Genomic DNA, 19397 nt, shown 5'->3' on the forward strand with positions numbered 1-19397 from the left:
GTCACGACAGGATCATTCAACTACAGTGCAGCGGCGCGCACCAAAAACGGTGAAGTTCCCGTACTGCCTGCTGGCGGCAAACAACAATTCTGTCGTTCCGTTAGAACGCCGGCGGTGTCCTGACGATTTAGAAAACCTTGATCCATCGGGAATTTTGTATTTTCCTCGAAATTTATCTCCCATTTGAAAATAGAGATGTTATAGTAGAATTAACTATCTGGTATCGATACCAGATAGATGGCGGACAACTTTCTTCGAGACAAATCCCACAATTGGAGGTTGCGTATGACTCTGTCTATGTTTAACGGAACGATTAGTCGCGATGCACTGGAGGGCTATCTTTCACGAGCGGTCACGGCCGCGGATCTGGTCAACAGCACGACGCTGGACGACGATTTGCGAATGATCGGCAACATCGGCGCCAAGTTTCTCGGCCGCGCTTCGGGCGTGTGGCTGCTGGAACCGGATGACGACGCGCATTTCCGGAACTCGCGGGCGCTTGCGGAACGCGTGCATGAGGTCGACCCGGACATCATGTTGCAGACATGCATTTTTGAAGCCGTTTTCACCGGCGTGGAGGACATTGAAATACCGGGTTGGGTTTTCGAGGCGTTTCAATTATCGGTCGAACGGCGTACGTTCCGTTACGCGGACATGTTGTTCGATTCGAAGCCGCAGGGATTCGTGTGGGATGGGGACGGCGGCATTCCGAACATGAATAAGCCGGAGACGCAGCTATGGTTCTACTACAGGGCGGCGCGTTATATTGATGCCGGGTATGAAGCGATTCATATGGGGCAAGTCCATTTATATGCCGCCGAAGACAACGGGTTTAAGAAAACGGCCGCGTTGTTCAGGAAGATAAGGGACTATGCCAGAGACCATGCGCGACGTGGCATCGTGCTGCTTGATGCGCATACGCACGGGGTGAATATTAACGGCACGCTATTGTTCGACTTTCATTCCATGCCTTATTCGCGAATGCCGATCTTGGACCAGGCAGGAGACAAGATCGCGCTGGTGCAAGAAGGGTTCAGCGAAGGCGGCGTAACGCCAAGCGGCTGGAGCTGCGATACCTTGCCGATGTTGATGGAGCTCGATAATTGGGGAGGGAAGTTCTTCAGCGAGAGCGACGATATTCCGAATGAACGCCGGGCTTGGATGGAGTGGTGGGGCTATGATCAGATTGCATGGTTTGCCTCGCAGGATCAGGAGAGCCGCAATCAATTCTTGGTCTATGCCTTCCAATGGACGGCCGCGAATAACATCCATGCCTATTTGCAAATGCCGATCCGCAGAACATTGGGCAGCTGCCGAATCCCGATGCAGGCAAACGGCGAAAGCGAAGCGATAGCCGACTGTTATCAAGCCAATCAGGCAAGTGCCGGCTGTCCGCTCGGATTCGGTCAAGAAGAGACGATCAAGCGGATTTGGCAATCGGAACAAAATCTCCTAGGCAGCGCGAGCAACCCGGTCCCAAATGCATCCTATGGCGCGACGAACGAGTTCGATCCGGAGACCGGCGTCAAGCTTCCGTCCCGCGTCATCCTATACGGCAGCTTCCAGCATCAGGTCGGGGCGATCAATTTCGATTCCAACAGCGAGACAACCCGCATGTATTATACGGGGAACGGGCTTTATCGGCGCACGTTCGTATTTCCGTTCCGAGGCGCGTTCGATTATGCGGTAGCTCCTTACGGAACCTTGTCCCAGACGTATTCGATCGACAGCTACCCTCGAAGCGGGTCTTCTACCAAGTCCACGTTGATCGTTGAACGGGAAAACGAAGTCGTTGAATTCGTCTTCGACTTCGCTAAACGGCAGCTTACTGCTCATGTAGTCGAAGGGCTATAACCGTAAGCGTATTTAATCGTGATTGCAACGAACATTGCATTGTGAATGACTTGATGGGAAAGCTGCAGCAGCTGATTATAATTTACCTCTTAAGTATTGGATTAGAGGGAGGTTATCCGTTATCCTGCCCAGACTGCCAAGTCGTTAAGCAGACGGATTCCTATCAAGTCAAAAACAGCATGGCGTATTCGACATGGGCACGAATTCCCTTGCGGAGGCCCGTGTTCCATGTCTGCACTGACCGGCGGCGGTTGCCAAACAGAGGTATAAGCGGGACGTTTTCCGTCCATGAGGGACGCTTACATTTTACAAAAAAGGGATTGTCAAAAAGAAATTATGCGATTATACTGTTCACAACGATATGGAAGCGATACCATAGGAAAAATCATTCATTAATCTGGTATCGGTACCATATTTTTTACTTCTCTTCTGGTATCGGTACCAGAATGTCGCATCCCGACTTATTTTTGCGAAGGCGGTGGTAGAATCGGAAAGCATGTCGGCAGGTGAATAGGAAATTGCGAGTAAGGAAAGCTTTGAAGAAAGCGGAATGCAGTCATCCTATGAATGCACTTTATTTTCTAAAATTGGGGGAACGAGTCCATGAAAACAAAGTCCTTTGGTTTAACCGCCATCTTGCTGGCGTGCGTGCTTCTTGTCCTGACGGCTTGCGGTCAGAACGGTTCCAACGGTTCCAATAACACGGCTTCCGGCAATGGCAACGGAGAAAGCGCTTCAACCGAAAAAATTCCGCTGAAACTGTGGTACTGGAACGGCGCGATTTCCGATTCCACGATCGAAGCGGCGAAAGCGAAATTCCCGAACATCGATCTGAAGGCGGAGAAGCTTCCATCCGGGGACGACTATTTCACCAAATTGAAAGCTACCCTCGTCGGCGGCGGGGACGGTCCCGATATCGTCGCGATGGACAGCTGGGTTTCCTCGATGTTGACGTATAAAGATAAATTCGTGAATCTGTACGACCAAGGCGCCAAGGACGTGCAATCCAAGTACTTGGATTGGAAATGGAAAATGGCCGCGACGCCGGACGATAAATATTTGATCGGCATGCCGATCGACGTGGCGCCGGTCGTGCTTTACTACCGCACGGATCTGCTGGAGAAAGCGGGCGTGCCGAACACGCCGGATGCGGTGAGCAGCGCAGTGAAGACGTGGGATGATTACTTCGCGCTGTTGAAGAAAGTGAAGGACGCGACGGGGGCGACGACGGGAAATATCGCCGACATCTACAACACGATCATGGGCCAAAGCAGCAAATCGTACTTCGACGAGCAGGGCAACTTTATCGGCGACCAAGAGCACGTGAAGAGCGCCTACGACATGGCGGTGAAAGCCGACCAGCAGGGCTTGACCTTCCCGTACTCCAACGGTTCCGAGCAAAATGCGGCGATCAACAACGGCAAAATCGCCATGTTCACGGGCGCTTCGTGGGCCGTCGGCGATTTGATCAGCGCGGCTCCGGATACGAAGGGGAAATGGAACATCGCGCATCCGCCGGGCAACGTCGGCAACCAAGGCGGTTCGTTCTTCGGCGCGCTGAGCTCGACGAAGCATCCGAAGGAAGCGTATGAAGTCATCCAATTCCTCGTCAGCCCGGAAAATCTCGTGACGGCGTACAAGGAATTCGGCAACTATCCGTCGACGCCGGAGATCTACACGAGCCCGGATATGGTTAACAAGAACGAGTTCTTCGGCAATCAAGACCTGAGCACCGTATTCGCGGACGCCGCGAAGGACGTCAAGGTCGCGCACACCGATTCCCGCGACATGGTTGCGAGCACGGCGATCACCGACGCGCTCGTCGCCGTCGACAAGAAGCGCGATCCCGTGAAATCATGGCAGGACGCGCAGGACAAGATCAAGAAACAGCTGTCCCACTAAGCGAATCCGGGACCGCGCGCAGCCAAGCTTGGCATTCATAACGGATGGAACGGGAAAGGGCGAAGGCCTTTTCCCGTCCCAGCCAAGTAACGGAGGAATCGCATGGGAGCCCTTTTGAAAGACATCTACAAGAGCAGAGCGCTGTATCTGTTTATATCGCCGTTTTACATCCTGTTCCTGGTCTTTTCCGTATTTCCGATCTTCTACTCCGTCTTCCTCTCCACCCACAAATGGGACGGCATCGGGGAGATGAAGTACGTCGGCTTCGCCAATTTTACGTACCTGTTCACGGATCCGACGTTCTGGCAGGCGCTCGTCAACAACATTATTCTCTGGATCCTGGGGAACGCGCCGCAGCTGATCTGCGCCTTGATCGTCGCCTTCTTGATCAATATGGCCGTCGTAAGGTTCAAGGGTTTCTACCGCATCGCTTATTTCCTACCGAATATTACGGCCATGGTCGCTGTCGTTATCATATTCCAGTCCTTGTTCGGCAACGAATACGGGCTGATTAATTACCTGCTGCAGAAAGCAGGACTCTCGCGTATCGAATGGTTCAACTCGCCCTTCGCGTCCCGCGTCGTCATCGCGGCGATGATCTGCTGGCGGTACATGGGCTATAACGCCATCATCTACCTGTCCGGCCTGCAGCGGATCCCGAAAGATCTTTACGAGGCGGCCGAGCTCGACGGCGCGTCGACGGTCCAGACGTTCCTGCGGATCACGCTGCCGATGCTGAAGCCGATTATCCTGTTCTCCGTGATGATGTCGACGATCGGCGGATTCCAGATCTTCACCGAACCGCAGGTTCTGGCAGGCACGCAATCCCCGTACCCGGGCACGGATACCGTGGTGCTGTACATGTTCCGGGAAGGCTTTACGTATCAGAACTACGGTTACGCGGCCGCCGTCTCGTGGGTGCTCTTCATCATCATCGGTTTGCTGTCGGTCCTGAACTGGAAAGTCTTCAATAAATCTGACGATTGATAACGAGGTGAATGACGGATGGGCAAGGCAATCCTAACCAAAAAGATCCTGCTGCACACCGTGCTGATGATCGGCGTGCTGGTATCGATCTTCCCGTTTTACTGGCTGGTCGTCATGTCGACGAACCAGACGAGCGCCATCTTCGCATTCCCTCCGAAGTTGACGTTCGGCGGATATTTCATGACGAATTTCAATCATGTCCTGGATAACACCAATTTTATTCGCTCCCTCTTCAACACCATATTCATCGCGGTGCTCAGCACGACGCTGCAGCTGTTTTTCAACTCGTTGACGGGGTTCACGTTCGCGAAGTTCAAGTTCCCGGGCTCCAAGGTGCTGTTCTACGTCATGATCGGCACGATGATGATCCCTGGGCAAATGCTGCTCGTGCCGCAGTTCATGGTCATCAAGTCGTTCGGCTGGGTCGGCAGCTACAAAGCGCTGATCGTGCCGGGCATCGCCTCCGCGTTCGGGATCTTCTGGATCCGGCAGTACGCGCTGGCCATCCATAACGAGCTGCTGGAATCCGCTCGTATCGACGGCTGCAGCAAATTCGGCCAATATTGGCGCATCGCGCTGCCGATCCTGCGGCCGGCGCTGGCGTTCCTGGCCATCACGACGTTCATGGGCACGTGGGAAGATTATTTGTGGCCATTAATTGTTTTGACGGATACGTCCAAATTCACTTTAATGTTAGCGCTCCAACAGTTAAAATCAGTTCATACAGCAGATTATTCCATGGTCATGACCGGCACGCTCATGGCAACCTTGCCGCTCATCGTCATCTTCCTCGTGGTCAGCCGGCAGTTCATCGCGGGCATCATGGAAGGAGCGGTCAAGAGCTAACGGGCGATAACGACGCATGGATGAAGAAATTGGGGGCTTGATGAGCGTATGGCGCCGAAAATCAAAGATGTGGCGAAGAAGGCTGGCGTATCGGTCACGACGGTTTCGCGCGTGCTGAACGGCGAAAAGTATGTCAAAGACGATCTGAAGGACAGAGTGAAGCAGGCAATCGACGAACTGGGGTACACGCCAAGCCATATCGCCAGAAGTCTCGTCCGGAACAAGACGAACCTCATCGGGGTCATCGTGCCCGACGTGACGTCGAGCTTTTATTCCACCATCCTGAGCAGCATCGAGAAAACGGCAAGCATGAACGAGTACAATCTTCTGGTGTGCAACATCATCGAGGACATCGACAAAGAGCTCAAATATTTGAACGTGTTCAAGGAAATGCGCGTGGACGGCATTATTATCATGCACGAGAAGCTGAACGACGAGATCAGGGACATGATCCATAAGCTTGGGATTCCGATTATTTTCTCCAGCGTCAAGCCGACGGACCAGCCTTTCGCTTCCGTGATCATCGACGACTATACGGCCGCTTACGACGCGACGCGTTACCTGATCGAGCTCGGGCACGAACGGATCGGCTTTATCGGCGGCGACATGCGCGACGTGACGTCGGGGCAAAACCGCTATATCGGGTACTGTCGCGCGATGACCGACAGCTCGCTTCCGCTCGTGGACGAGCATGTCCGTTTCGGCGATTACAAGACGCAAAGCGGCTACGATCTCGTGCGGGAGCTGCTCGCGTGCGAGAACCGTCCGACGGCCGTATTCGCCGTCAGCGACGACATGGCGGTAGGGGCGATGAACGCCGTGCGCGACCAAGGATTGGCAGTGCCCGAAGACCTCTCGATCATCGGCTTCGACGGCAGCCAGCTGACGGAGCTCGTGCGGCCGCGATTGACGTCCATGGAGCAGCCGATCCAGGAGATGGGGAAGGTCACGGTCGAGGTGCTGATCGACATGATTACGGCTCAGGAGGACGCGCCCGGACAGGATGTCGTGCTGCAGCATCAGCTGGTCGTTCGCGACAGCTGCAAGCGGCATGGATAAATAACGCAGGCATCATTACATCGGAGTGGAAGAGGGAGAGAGACGTGAAGAAATTCGATGCTGTCGTCGTCGGAGACGTCAATATAGATCTTGTGGTAGTAGGGTACAGTCAGGTGCCGGAGCCCGGCCAGGAAGTGTTCGTGGATAACATGATGATGCACGTAGGCGGGGGAGCGGCGTTGTTCTCGCTCTCTCTCGCCAAGCTCGGCCTTGGCGTGGCGTTCAACGGCGTATTGGGAGATGACAGCAACGGCAGCTTCATCCGGGAACAATTCGCCCAATATGGTATCGATACCAGCCTCATTCAAACGAGTAAAACCCATCAAACAGGCATCTCGATCGCTTTTAATCCGGATACGGACCGTTCCTTCCTTTCTTATATGGGATCCAATCAGGAGCTGGCGCTAGAACGGCTCGACATCGAGCAGATCGCGCAAGGGAAGCATGTCCATCTAACGGGCTACCGGGGCAGGGAGAACCATGAGCGGTTTCTCGCGATCGTCAAGCAGTTGAAGGAGAAGGGCGTTACGCTTTCCTGCGATGTCGGCTGGGACGATTCCGGCGAATGGTACGAGGGGATCTTCGAGCTGATGCGCCACATCGACGTGTTCCTAATGAACGAGACCGAGGCGCTGCATTATACGCGCCGCGAGCGGATCGCGGATTCTCTCGCGATCATGGCGGATCACGGATGCCATATTGTAGTGAAGCTCGGCTCGGACGGAGCCGTCGCGATGAAGGATGGCGTCATGACGCGGCATCCGGCCTTCAAGGTCGAGGCCGTGGATACGACCGGCGCGGGAGATTCCTTCAATGCCGGATACTTATACGGCTTTATTCAAGGCTTCGATGTCGAGACGTCGCTCAAGTTCGGCAACGCATGCGGCGCGATGTCCGTCGGCGCATACGGCGGCAGCACCGGCACGCCCGACTTGGAAGGGCTGCAGTCGTTTCTGCATCGGCATGCAGGCAGTCGCAGCTTGCCGCGGGCGATCTCGCAATAACGCGTTAGCGATCAATATGGAATCGATACCAGATGGAATTTCGTTAGCCAATGAATAAGCCGACTTGAGCTGTCTAAGGAGGATGCAAGGATGGACGCGTTGCATATTCAAGGTGTGGATAAACCGATCTCCCGACTGATCATGGGAACGGGCGACTTGCGGAAATTAGAAGAAAACGAGCGGCTGATGCTGCGCGCCTACGTGGACGCCGGCGGCAATGCGTTCGATACCGCTCACCAATACCGGGGCAGGGAGAAGCTGCTGGGCGAATGGCTCGCCGAGGAGAAGCTGCGGGACAAGGTCGTCATCCTGACGAAGGGCGCCCATCATGACGACGGGAGTCCTGGACCGCGGGTGAACCCGCAGGCGATTCGCCAGGACTTGGCGGAAAGCTTGGAGCGGCTCGGCACCGATTACGTCGAGCTCTTCGCGCTGCACCGGGACGACGAGACCGTAGCGGTCGGACCGATCATCGAGGAACTGAACGCGAACCTGGAAGCGGGGCGGCTGCGCGCGTTCGGCGCGTCGAACTGGACGCACGCGCGGATTCAGGAAGCGAACGACTACGCAGCCGCGCACGGCTTGACCGGATTCGCGTTCAGCAGCACGAACCTGAGCCTGGCCAAGCCGCAGGAGGCGCGATGGCCGGGCGTCGTCTCGGCGGACGAGGAGACGATCGCCTGGCACGCGGCGAACGGCATGCCGCTGCTGTCCTGGTCGGCGCAAGCCGGCGGATTCTTCTCCGGCCACTTCACGCCCGAGAACCGCGCGGACGAGGAAATGGTGCGCGTGTACTACTGCGAAGGCAACTGGGAGCGTTATCGCCGGGCCGTGAAGATGGCCGAAGAGAAGGGCATCACCCCGATCCAGCTCGCGCTGTCCTACGTGCTGCATCAGCCGTTCGCCACGGGCGCGATCATCGGACCGCGCAATCCCGGAGAGCTGCTCTCCTCGGTCGAAGCAATGAACCTGCATCTGACGCTCGAAGAAGTCGAATGGCTCGATTTGAAAAGGGAGGCGATCGCGCAATGATCAAGCACCAACTTGCCGCGCAGCTGTACACCGTGCGCAACGAACTGAAGAAGGATTTCGAGGCCGTCCTCCGGGACTTGGCTAAAATGGGCTGGGCAGCCGTTCAAATCGACGGCCTGCATGGCAATCCGGCGCGCGACATCGCGGCGGTCATGAACGAGCTCGGCCTCAAGACCGCCGGCATGCATGTCGGCCTGCCGCGGATGCGGGACGACCTGGACAACGTGCTGGAGGAAGCGCGTTTGTTCGGCACGAGGGATTTCATCTGCCACTCCCTGCCGGACGGCTTGCAGAATCCGGACGGCTACGCGAGCGTGAAGCATGATCTGCTGGCCGTCGCGGAGCGCGTGAAGGGAACGGAATTCCGGGTCGGCTACCATAACCACGATTTCGAGTTTCACACGACGATCGACGGCAAGTTCGCGCTCGAATACCTGCTTGACAGCCCGGCGATATATGCCGAGATCGATACGTACTGGGTGAAGAAAGCGGGTCAGGATCCCCTGTCCTTCATCCGCGGCTACGCGAACCGGATGCCGATCCTTCATCTGAAGGACATGACGGCCGACGGCCGCGAGTATTTCGCGGAGATCGGCTCCGGCGTCATCGACTTCGCGCCGATCCTGCGCTGGGGACTGGACAGCGGCGTCGAATGGTTCGCCGTGGAGCAGGATTACTGTCCGGGCAGCCCGCTCGACAGCCTGGCGACAAGCCTGGAATACCTGCTCAAGCTGGACGAAACGCTCTAAGCCGAGACCGGCTTGAAGCCGGACGAGATCATAACCTGATGGAAGTGGAATCCGGCTCGACATTATCCGTGAACGGAGGCGGCAACGCATGAATACGATTCGATTGACGATGGCCCAGGCGCTCCTCAAGTTCCTGGACAATCAATACCTGTCCGCGGACGGGGAAGAGACTAAATTCGTCCGCGGCGTCATGGGCATCTTCGGACATGGCAACGTGACGGGCATCGGCGAAGCGCTCGAGCGGGCATCCGGCGAGCTTGCATTCATCCAAGGCAAGAACGAGCAGGGCATGGTGCATGCCGCGGCGGCTTACGCCAAGCAGAAGAACCGCCGGCAAATCTACGCCTGCACCTCGTCGATCGGACCGGGCGCGCTGAACATGGTGACCGCGGCCGGCACGGCGACGGTCAACCGCATTCCCGTCCTGCTGCTGCCGGGCGACAACTTCGCCAGCCGCCAGCCGGACCCGGTGCTGCAGCAGCTGGAGGTGCCGAGCGATTATTCCGTCTCGGCGACCGATGCGTTCAAGCCGGTCAGCAAGTTCTGGGACCGGATCGTCCGTCCCGAGCAGTTGATGGCGTCGCTGCTGCAGGCGATGCGCGTTTTGACCGATCCGGCGGATACGGGCGCCGTTACGCTGGCGCTGCCTCAGGACGTGCAGGCCGAAGCTTACGATTACCCGGCCGCGTTCTTCGAGAAGCGCGTGCATTACCTCGACCGCCGTCCGGCGGCTCCGGATGCGGTCAAGCGGGCCGCCGAGGAGATCGTCGGCAAGCGGAAGCCGCTCATCGTCGCGGGCGGCGGCGTGCTCTACGCGGAAGCCGCGGATGCGCTGCTGCGATTCGCGGAAGCGTTCGGCATCCCGGTGGCGGAGACGCAGGCCGGCAAGAGCGCGATGCCGTGGAACCATCCGCTCGCCCTCGGCGGCGTCGGGACGACCGGCACGCTGGCTGCGAACCGGATCGCCGCGGAAGCGGACGTCGTCATTGGCGTCGGCACGCGCTTCTCCGATTTCACGACGGCGTCCAAGTCGGCTTTTCGCAATCCGGACGCCGCGTTCGTGAACATCAACGTCAGCGCGTTCGACGCGGTCAAGCTCGAAGGCGCGGCCATTACGGCAGACGCGAAGACGGGGCTTGCGGCCTTGAAGGAAGAGCTGACGCTGCGCGGCTACGTGAGCGGTTACGAGGAAGGAACCATCGCCGCGCTTAAGGCGGAATGGAACGCCGAGGTCGACCGTCTCTACGCGCTCGAAAGCGACGAAGGCTTGACGCAGACGCGCGCGCTCGGCGTCATCAACGGCTTCATCGGTCCGAAGGACGTCATCGTTGCCGCGGCTGGCAGTCTGCCGGGCGACCTGCATCGCGTCTGGAGAACGACCGAGCCGAAGACGTATCACATGGAATACGGATTCTCCTGCATGGGCTACGAGGTCAGCGGGGCGTTCGGCGCCGCGCTTGCCGAGCCGGAGCGGAACGTGTACGCGTTCGTCGGCGACGGGAGCTACCTCATGCTCCATTCGGAGCTGGTGACGGCCATTCAAGAGGGCGTGAAGCTGACGGTGCTGCTGCTCGACAATCACGGCTTCCAGTGCATTCATAATTTGCAGCGCGGGCATGGCAGCGACGGCTTCGGCAACGAATTTCGTTTCCGCTCCAAGGAAACGGGCCGCCTGAACGGCAAGCACATGCCGATCGACTTCGCGATGCATGCGCGCAGTTTGGGCGCGGCCGCCTATACGGCTCGCACGGCGGAGGAATTGGCCGATGCGCTTCGGCAGGCGAGGGACGAGGAAGGTCCGGTGCTGGTGGAGATCAAAGTGCTGCCGGGCACGAACACGGACGGTTACGAGTCGTGGTGGCATGTCGGCGTGCCGGAGGTGTCCGAGAGCGAGAAGGTCGCCCTGGCGCATGAGCGGATGCAAGAAGCTCTCCGGGCCGCGCGTCCTTATTGACAGCTATATTTGATACGATCATTTCATGAAATACCATTCACTTCGTTAAAGCATTTTTTACATGAAATAAATCGTAAGCTATTCATTCATTCATTCATTCATTCATTCCGAACATCAGGGAGGGCTGCAAAATGGAGTCCATCGCTTTCGATGACGGCAAGCCGCGCGATTTCGTCGCGATCGGCCGGCTGTGCATCGATTTGAACGCCAACGAAATCAATCGCCCGATGGAAGAGACGATGACGTTCACCAAGTACGTCGGCGGCTCGCCGGCCAATATCTGCATCGGCATGTCCCGCTTGGGGCAAAGCGCCGCCTTCATCGGCAAGGTGGCGGACGACCAGATGGGCCGATTCATCCTGCGATACTTGCGCGATAACAACATCGACACGTCGGGCGTGACGACGGATAGCACGGGCGCGGTAACGGGACTTGCGTTCACGGAAATCAAGAGCCCCGAGGACTGCAGCATCTTGATGTACCGCGACAATGTCGCGGATCTGCTGCTCGCGCCTGAAGAAGTGGACGAGACGCTCATCGCAGGCAGCAAGGTGCTGCTCGTATCCGGCACGGCGCTCGCGAAGAGCCCGTCGCGCGAAGCGGTGCTGCTTGCGCTCAGATATGCCCGCAAGCATGGCACGAAGGTCGTCTTCGATATCGATTACCGGCCGTATTCGTGGGCATCTCCCGAGGAAACGGCGATCTACTATCATCTCGCGGCGGAGAAGAGCGACATCATCATCGGCACCCGCGAGGAATTCGACATGCTCGAGCGCTTCGACGGCAACGCCGAGCGCAGCGACGAGGTAACCGCGGCCCAATGGTTCGGCTGCAGCGCCGAGCTCGTCGTCATCAAGCACGGCAAGGACGGCTCCATCGCCTACGGCAAAGACGGCAGCTCTCACCGGGGAGCGATATTCCCCGCGAAGGTCATCAAGACGTTCGGCGCGGGCGACTCCTACGCGGCGGGCTTCCTCTACGGCCTGATGCAGGGGTGGAGCATCGGCCGCAGCATGGCATTCGGCAGCGCGTCCGCGTCGATCGTCATCTCCAGCCACAGCTGCTCCGACGCGATGCCGACGGTTCAGCAGATCGAAGATTATATCGCAGCTTCCCAACAAGCGTAATTCCGATTCCGAAAGGAGATTTTCCGAATGTCCCACACGAACGCACCGGCCCTGCTCCCCAACTTCATCGGCGGCGAATGGGTCGCATCCGTCTCCGGCAGCTCCGAGCCGGTTTATAACCCGGCAACGGGCGAAGTCATCAACCATGTTCCGCTCTCGTCCAAGGAAGAATTGGACGGCGCCGTCCGCGTCGCCAATGCCGCTTTCGCGACATGGAGCAAGACGCCGGTTCCCCGCCGCGCGCGCATCCTGTTCAAGTACCAGCAGCTGCTCGTCGATCACTGGGACGAGCTGGCCCGCATCGTCACGCTGGAGAACGGCAAGAGCTATACCGAGGCGCACGGCGAAGTGCTGCGCGGCATCGAATGCGTCGAATTCGCCGCGGGCGCGCCTTCGCTCATGATGGGCCGGCAGCTGCCGGATATCGCGACGAACCTGGAATCCGGCATGTACCGCTACCCGGTCGGCGTCGTCGGCGGCATTACGCCGTTCAACTTCCCGATGATGGTCCCGTGCTGGATGTTCCCGCTCGCGATCGCCTGCGGCAATACGTTCGTGCTGAAGCCGTCCGAGCGGACGCCGCTGCTCGCGAACCGCTTGGCGGAACTGTTCAGGGAAGCGGGCCTGCCGGACGGCGTGCTGAACGTCGTCCACGGCGCGCATGACGTCGTAAACGGCCTGCTCGCGCATCCGGACGTCCGGGCGATCTCGTTCGTCGGCTCCCAGCCGGTGGCCGAGTACGTCTACAAGACCGCATCCGCCCATGGCAAGAGGGTTCAGGCGCTCGCCGGCGCGAAGAATCACTCCATCGTCATGCCGGACGCGGATCTCGATGCCGCCGTTACGCAGATCGTCGGCGCAGCCTTCGGCTCCGCGGGCGAACGCTGCATGGCCTGTTCCGTCGTCGTCGCCGTCGGCGAAGCGGCCGAGCCGCTGATCGAGAAGCTGGTCGCCGCGGCGAACGGGATAACGATCGGCAACGGCATGGACGAGGGCGTGTTCCTCGGTCCGGTCATTCGCGGACCGCACAAGGAACGCACGCTCGGCTACATCGCGTCCGGCGAGCAAGACGGCGCGGTGCTGCGTCGCGACGGACGTACCGATGCGGCGGTATCGGGCGACGGCTACTTTGTCGGCCCGACCATTTTCGATCACGTGACGAGCGAGATGAAGATTTGGAAAGACGAGATTTTCGCGCCGGTGCTGTCGGTCGTGAGGGTAAACAGCTTGGACGAAGCGATCGCGTTATCCAACGAATCGGACTTCGCGAACGGCGCCTGCCTCTTCACGCAGAACGGCAGCAGCGTCCGCCACTTCCGCGAGAACATCGACGCCGGCATGCTCGGCATCAACCTGGGCGTGCCCGCGCCTATGGCGTTCTTCCCTTTCTCGGGCTGGAAAAAATCGTTCTACGGCGACCTGCACGCGAACGGCCAGGACGGCGTGGAGTTCTACACGCGCAAGAAAATGGTGACGGCGCGCTGGTAAGCGCCGGGAAGGAGCATTCACATCCATGAGCGAACTCATCGTAAAACCAAGCCTAACGCCGGACGCGGAGGGCAATGTCCTGCGGATCACGCCGGCATCGGCGGGCTGGACGTACGTCGGCTTTGAGGCGTATCGGATGAAACCCGGGGAGCGGCTCGTTCGTTCCACCGGGGAATTGGAGGCGTGCATCGTGCTGCTTGCCGGCAAGGCGGATGTCGCAACCGCGGAGCAGGCATGGGAAGGGATCGGCGCGCGTATGAGCGTGTTCGAGAAAATCCCGCCGTACTCGGTCTATGTGCCGTCGGGCGATCGGTTCGAGGTCACGGCCGAGACCGAGCTCCATCTCGCCCTCTGCTGGGCGCCGGGTAAGGGGACGCATGCGGCCCGACTGATCGCTCCTCCGGACGTGGGCGTCGAAGTCCGCGGCCAAGGCAGCACGGAGCGGCTCATCCACAACATTTTGCCGGATTCCGAGGCGGCGGACAGTCTGCTCGTCGTGGAAGTGTTCACGCCGGGCGGCCATTGGTCCAGCTATCCGCCGCATAAGCACGACCGGGATCATCTGCCCGAGGAATCGTTGCTCGAGGAGACGTATTACTACCAAGTCCAGCCGGAGCAGGGCTTCGCGGTACAGCGGGTCTACACGGACGATCGCTCGCTGGACGAGACGCTGGCGATCGCGAACGGCGAAGCGGTGCTCGTGCCGCGGGGCTACCATCCCGTATCGGCTCCTCCGGGTTACGATGCCTACTACTTGAACGTCATGGCGGGTCCCGTGCGAACGTGGAAGTTCTGCAACGATCCGGATCATGCGTGGCTCATGCCGAAGCCGGCGGTGAAATAAACGGCTTGGGAAAATATATATGAAGCGAAATACGAAGAAACGGATGGCCTTGGGCCATCCGTTTCTTCGTATTTCGTTCCGTTCGACCTATTTCATAAAGAAAGCCGATGTCAGCAGCGTTTGCAACACTTTAGCGACGGCCTCGCGAGTCGTAGCCGCGCCTGGTTGGAAGTAGAAGCTTCCTTGCTTCTCGACGCCTTGCATCAACCCGGCATTCGTAACGGCTTGTATGCTGTCTTTGGCATAGGAAGCGAATGTCGGGCTATCCGCGTATGGGCGGACGCCAGGATTTGCCGGGACTTGAGCGTTAACCAGCTTCAACGACCTGGCGAGCATGACCGCCAGTTCTTGGCGGCTGATTGTCGCGGCAGGCATGAACTTGCCGTCGCTGCCCGTGATCAGGCCGGCTTGGAAGGCGGCCGCGACATCGGTCGCATACCAAGCTTCGCCGGTCACGTCGCTGAATGGAGCCAGCTTCGATTCTTGCTGCAAGCCGAGCGACCTTACGAGCATCGCGGCGAATTCGGCCCGCGTCACATTCCCCTTCGGCGAGAAGGTTCGAGCCGTCGTGCCGTTCAGCATGAATTGATTGGCCAGCTGCTGGATTTGGCTCTTCGCCCACGAAGAATCGATATCCGTGAACGCCACTTGGCGCGACGCGGCCGCATACGTCGAGAAACCCGGACGGCTGATCGTTACGACCGTCGAACCGCTGTCGGCTTTCTTAAATTGCGCCGGAACGGGGGCAACGCGATCTCCTTCCGCATATAAAGCGCCTGCATGGCTTGCGTCGATCCCCTTATCGAGCAGGAAGGCCCGTTTGACGGGCTGGTTGGTCGGCAAGACGATCGGCGCTGCCGTGCCGTTGCGGACGGCGCTGGCTTCGAACGAGTACGGCGTGCCGAGAATGGCCGCATCAGGGTATTGTTTGGCGAATGCGCCTTTGCTCTCCGCCTGCTGCGCAATGGATAACGCGAAGTCCGCGCCTGAAGGCATACTGGATAAAGCGGATACCGGGAATGCGACAGCGGCTCCGTTCCAAGAGAAATTGAGCGTACTGCCCGCGGGGGCCGTTTGCAGCTGTTTAACTTGCGCGTCCGTCAGCCTCAGCACCGCTTCGGCGGCCTCTTCGGACGAGGCATCGATAATGAACGCCGCCGGAGCTTGCTGCGCGTCCGCTAGTGCTTTCTTGATCGCGTCGTCGGTGAGCGTGACCGTCAAGACGGTGTCTTTGATGTCGGTAACCGGCGTCAGCGCCAAGCTTGGTTGTCCTTGTTGAAGCACGGACGTCAATGCTTCGTTCGTACTCGCCGGAGGCGCAGGTTTGACGACTACCGCACCGCCGCCACCGCCACCGCCACCGCCGCCGCCGCCGCCGTTGTTTCCGTCGTCGTCGTTATCCGGCGCCATTGCCGACGTGACTTGGAACGTTTTGAATGCGAAGGCGGAGGCATCGATATCGGAAAAATCGTCCGTATAGTGCCCAACCGTCACGGCAAGCTTGTAGATGCCGTCCGGAAGCTTCGTGACGATATTGTTTCCGTACTTGTCTACGCCGGTCGTCACGCTGCCGTCCAAATAGGGATAATGGATCTGCCCGTCCGGAATCGGCAGCAGGACAAGCTTCTCGTAGTCGAAGCCGTACTTCTGAGTCATGACGCCCATGAACTCGCCGTTCAGATCCAACACTTCAACGTCGGCAAAATTCATGTTCTTCGCCGAGATCGTCGCCGTCAGATCGATCGGTTGATCGGCATAGATGGTATCGCTGGACAGGGCGACATCATGGATGCCGTTATCGTTGTCCGCCGAGTCGTCGCCGACGTGAATGACGAATGGAAGGTGCAAGGCGGGCAATTCAGGGTTCTCGAGAATCACTTCGCCTTCGTAGACGCCGTGGGCTTCATTCGATTTCGCTTTGGCGGACAAGGTGAAATCATGCATGCCCCCTTGGGCAACCGTAATTTGGTCCGAATCCGCGGCGTCGAGTCCGCCGAGCGTCATCTCGATATCGTTAACGTCGGGAGTCGCGATCGGATCGTGCGGATCGGATGTGACCTTGTCGTGCATTTGAATTCTGGCCGTGTAGGTGTACGAAGGTTTGCTGGGCGCGATCGGCGCGCCCTGCGCGTCCGGAAGCGGGTATTTGAGCTGCAGCGGTTTCGTAACGGCCGCGGCGGAATCCGGATCGATCATGCCGAAGCTGATGCTGCTGGACTGGCTCGGCATGGTAAGCGGTTCGAACTGCTTGTCGTACAAGGTCAAGTCGTCCATCGCTTCCAGAAGCGCCGGCGTCTTGATGGCGTTGGCGACATTGACGCGTCCCGCGCCTTGGGAGTATACGTCGTACGATGTGCCCGACTCGTCGACGATTTCGTCCGCCGTGTTCGCAAGGGCGGCGCGAATGTCCATCGGCGACCAGGACGGATGCTCCTGCTTCAGCAGCAAGGCAAGTCCGGCCACGTGAGGGGTAGCCATGCTGGTGCCGCTAAGACGGCCGTAGGCTTTATCGTAGCTGACGGGCTTGCTCGACAGCTTGCCGTATGCGGGCAAGGTGGACATGATGTTCACGCCGGGCGCGCTGACATCCGGTTTGATGCCGAAATGGCCGTCCGAGTTCGGACCGCGCGAGCTGAAGCTTGCCATTCTATCGCCCGCGATGGAAGTCTTCAAGAAATCGTCGCCGAACGTGAAGCGAAGCGTGTCCGGATTCTCGTTGACGAGCGTGGCGATATGCCTGCCCAGGATGCCGGGCATGTCGAAGGTCGGGAGGTAACTGTAGCTGTCGCCGAGGAAGGCGACAGGCCCGATCGGTCCGTCGCGGCCATCGATGTTCTCCGAGAGATCGGGAATGTTGCTCATTCCGGACTCGTCGACCGTGTAGTCGCCGTTGAAGATGACGGCCGCAAGCGCGCCGGCTTCTTTGGCGTTCTTGATTTTCAGGTCGAACGAGAGGACGCCGCGGGAGATGAAGGCGATTTTGCCTTGGATGTCCCGGCCGGCATAGTCCGTCACGTCGCCCAGACCCACGTAAACGCCTTCGATCGGAGCGGACCCCATGATGGCGTGAAAGTCTTCTTGGCTCGTGCCCCATGCCATTAAATCCAGCGATTCCGGAGTGCCTGCGGCTTCTGCTGGCTCTGCCTTTTCATCGGCTTCCGGAGTATCGGTTACCGGAGTATTGGCTTCCGGAGCATCGGCTATCGGAGCATCGGCTGCCGGAACATCAACTGCCGGAACATCCGCTGCCGTGTTATCCGCTGTCGGATTATCGGTAGTGGAGACGGCCAAGCCGTCCGTCAACCCCGCCACGGAAGTTTCGACCGAACCGGAAAAATGCGTGCTCGTGCTGGTCGTTGCCCCGACGGAGATGGCCAGCTGGGAAGACGCCGGGGAGCCCATCGTATAATAATAAGGGCCGGCAGGGGAATCGCCGTTGTTGCCGTTGGCGACCACGGCAACGACGCCCGCGAGCACCGCGTTGTTGACGGCGATGGAATCCGGCGAATTCGGATCCTTCTCCCCGTCGCTTCCGAGGGAGAGATTAACGACGTCCATGCCGTCCTTGACGGCATGCTCGATCCCGTCGATGATTTGCGCCGACGAGCCCGAGGATTCGCCGTCTTTTCCGCCAAGCACCTTGTAATCGTAGAGATCGGCTTCGTACGCGACGCCTTTCTGGACGAAATCGGAGGTAGGGTTCGCGGCTCTGCCCGCGATCGTGCCCGATACGTGGGTGCCGTGGTAGGAACCTTCTTTCCCGTCGTGCGGTCCGTCTTCATACGGATCGTTGTCTTTGTTGTAGGCGTCGTAGCCGGCCTTGAAGGCGGCGGCCAAATCGGGATGCTCGTAATCGACGCCCGTGTCGATGACGCCGATTTTCAGTCCTTTGCCGGTCAAGCCGAGCGCCCACGCTTGATCCACGCCCATCTGCGCGAGCGGATTGATGTCGAACTTGGGATCGTTCGCGTCCAGCGCGTTCCTGTCGACCGGAATCGCGTAATACGTCAAGTTCTTGTGGATCGCCCGTATGCCCGCGATCTTGGCCAAGTTCGGAATTTGATCGGCGGCCACGGTAACTTCCATTCCGTTGAGGATGGTATCGTACGTATAATTCACTTGGAGCGGAATGCCCTTGGCCTCCGCGGCGCTCAAGAAGGACGTTTGCTGGGCGCGGACGGACTCCTCCGTCGCTTCCGAAGCCATCGCGCGATTGCCGATCTTGGCGGCATAGCGCCCGACGGCTGCCGGCTGCCCGCTCAGCTGAATGATGACGTTCACGTTGCCGGAAGACGACGTATCGATGTCCGATGCGATGATCGCTTCGGGAGCGTTCGCCGCCGCCGGCAGCTCGTCCGCCGAGTCCGACCGAAGCGCGGCTTCCAAGATGGCGTGCATTTTATCCGTGTTAATGGCCGGAATAGCCGGCGTGTCGTCGCCCGTGGCCGATACGTCTTGGGCCAGAAGGCTGCCGAGCAGCAGAGAGGCCGTTATGGCGGAGGCCGTCTTTTTAAATCGTGATGTATTCAAGCTCCGATTCCCCATTTCGAT

The 19397-nt window shown here is 58.8% G+C and carries 13 protein-coding genes; 12 read left to right on the top strand and 1 reads right to left on the bottom strand.

Annotated features, from left to right (window positions below):
* Positions 1-285 precede the first annotated feature (285 nt).
* The 12 genes from AC0YNU_RS13805 (at position 286) to iolB (ending at position 14846) form a co-directional block, all read left to right on the top strand.
* A complete protein-coding gene (locus AC0YNU_RS13805) occupies positions 286-1854 on the top strand; it encodes a hypothetical protein (protein ID WP_475757337.1) in 1569 nt (522 codons plus the stop codon).
* Between the two features lie 603 nt (positions 1855-2457).
* Positions 2458-3756 carry an ABC transporter substrate-binding protein gene (locus AC0YNU_RS13810; protein ID WP_475757338.1) on the top strand — a complete coding sequence of 433 codons (1299 nt, stop codon included), beginning with the start codon at positions 2458-2460 and terminating at the stop codon, positions 3754-3756.
* A gap of 102 nt (positions 3757-3858) precedes the next feature.
* Positions 3859-4743, top strand: coding sequence for a carbohydrate ABC transporter permease (locus AC0YNU_RS13815; protein ID WP_475757339.1), 885 nt, complete (start codon positions 3859-3861; stop codon positions 4741-4743).
* Positions 4744-4761: 18 nt separating this feature from the next.
* Positions 4762-5589, top strand: coding sequence for a carbohydrate ABC transporter permease (locus AC0YNU_RS13820; RefSeq protein WP_475757341.1), 828 nt, complete (start codon positions 4762-4764; stop codon positions 5587-5589).
* 48 nt (positions 5590-5637) lie between these two features.
* Complete coding sequence (locus tag AC0YNU_RS13825) at positions 5638-6648, top strand: LacI family DNA-binding transcriptional regulator (RefSeq protein ID WP_475757344.1); 1011 nt, start codon at positions 5638-5640, stop codon at positions 6646-6648.
* A gap of 44 nt (positions 6649-6692) precedes the next feature.
* A complete protein-coding gene (locus tag AC0YNU_RS13830) occupies positions 6693-7652 on the top strand; it encodes a carbohydrate kinase family protein (RefSeq protein WP_475757347.1) in 960 nt (319 codons plus the stop codon).
* A gap of 90 nt (positions 7653-7742) precedes the next feature.
* Positions 7743-8684, top strand: coding sequence for an aldo/keto reductase (locus AC0YNU_RS13835; protein ID WP_475757349.1), 942 nt, complete (start codon positions 7743-7745; stop codon positions 8682-8684).
* Complete coding sequence (locus AC0YNU_RS13840) at positions 8681-9433, top strand: sugar phosphate isomerase/epimerase family protein (RefSeq protein WP_475757351.1); 753 nt, start codon at positions 8681-8683, stop codon at positions 9431-9433. Before AC0YNU_RS13835 ends, AC0YNU_RS13840 begins: the two co-directional genes overlap by 4 nt.
* A gap of 88 nt (positions 9434-9521) precedes the next feature.
* Positions 9522-11387, top strand: a complete 1866-nt coding sequence (gene iolD / locus AC0YNU_RS13845) for a 3D-(3,5/4)-trihydroxycyclohexane-1,2-dione acylhydrolase (decyclizing) (RefSeq protein WP_475757354.1) — start codon at positions 9522-9524, stop codon at positions 11385-11387.
* Positions 11388-11518: 131 nt separating this feature from the next.
* Positions 11519-12514: a 5-dehydro-2-deoxygluconokinase gene (gene iolC / locus AC0YNU_RS13850; RefSeq protein ID WP_475757356.1), complete on the top strand. Its 996-nt coding sequence runs from the start codon at positions 11519-11521 to the stop codon at positions 12512-12514.
* A 27-nt stretch (positions 12515-12541) separates the two neighbouring features.
* On the top strand, positions 12542-14002 hold the full coding sequence (locus tag AC0YNU_RS13855) for a CoA-acylating methylmalonate-semialdehyde dehydrogenase (RefSeq protein ID WP_475757358.1): 1461 nt from the start codon (positions 12542-12544) through the stop codon (positions 14000-14002).
* Positions 14003-14027: 25 nt separating this feature from the next.
* Positions 14028-14846 carry a 5-deoxy-glucuronate isomerase gene (iolB, locus tag AC0YNU_RS13860; protein ID WP_475757360.1) on the top strand — a complete coding sequence of 273 codons (819 nt, stop codon included), beginning with the start codon at positions 14028-14030 and terminating at the stop codon, positions 14844-14846.
* 87 nt (positions 14847-14933) lie between these two features.
* Here iolB and AC0YNU_RS13865 read toward each other — a convergent pair whose 3' ends face one another.
* Positions 14934-19376, bottom strand: a complete 4443-nt coding sequence (locus AC0YNU_RS13865) for a S8 family serine peptidase (protein WP_475757363.1) — start codon at positions 19374-19376, stop codon at positions 14934-14936.
* Positions 19377-19397 lie beyond the last annotated feature (21 nt).

This window comes from Paenibacillus sp. J31P316, from assembly GCF_056269105.1.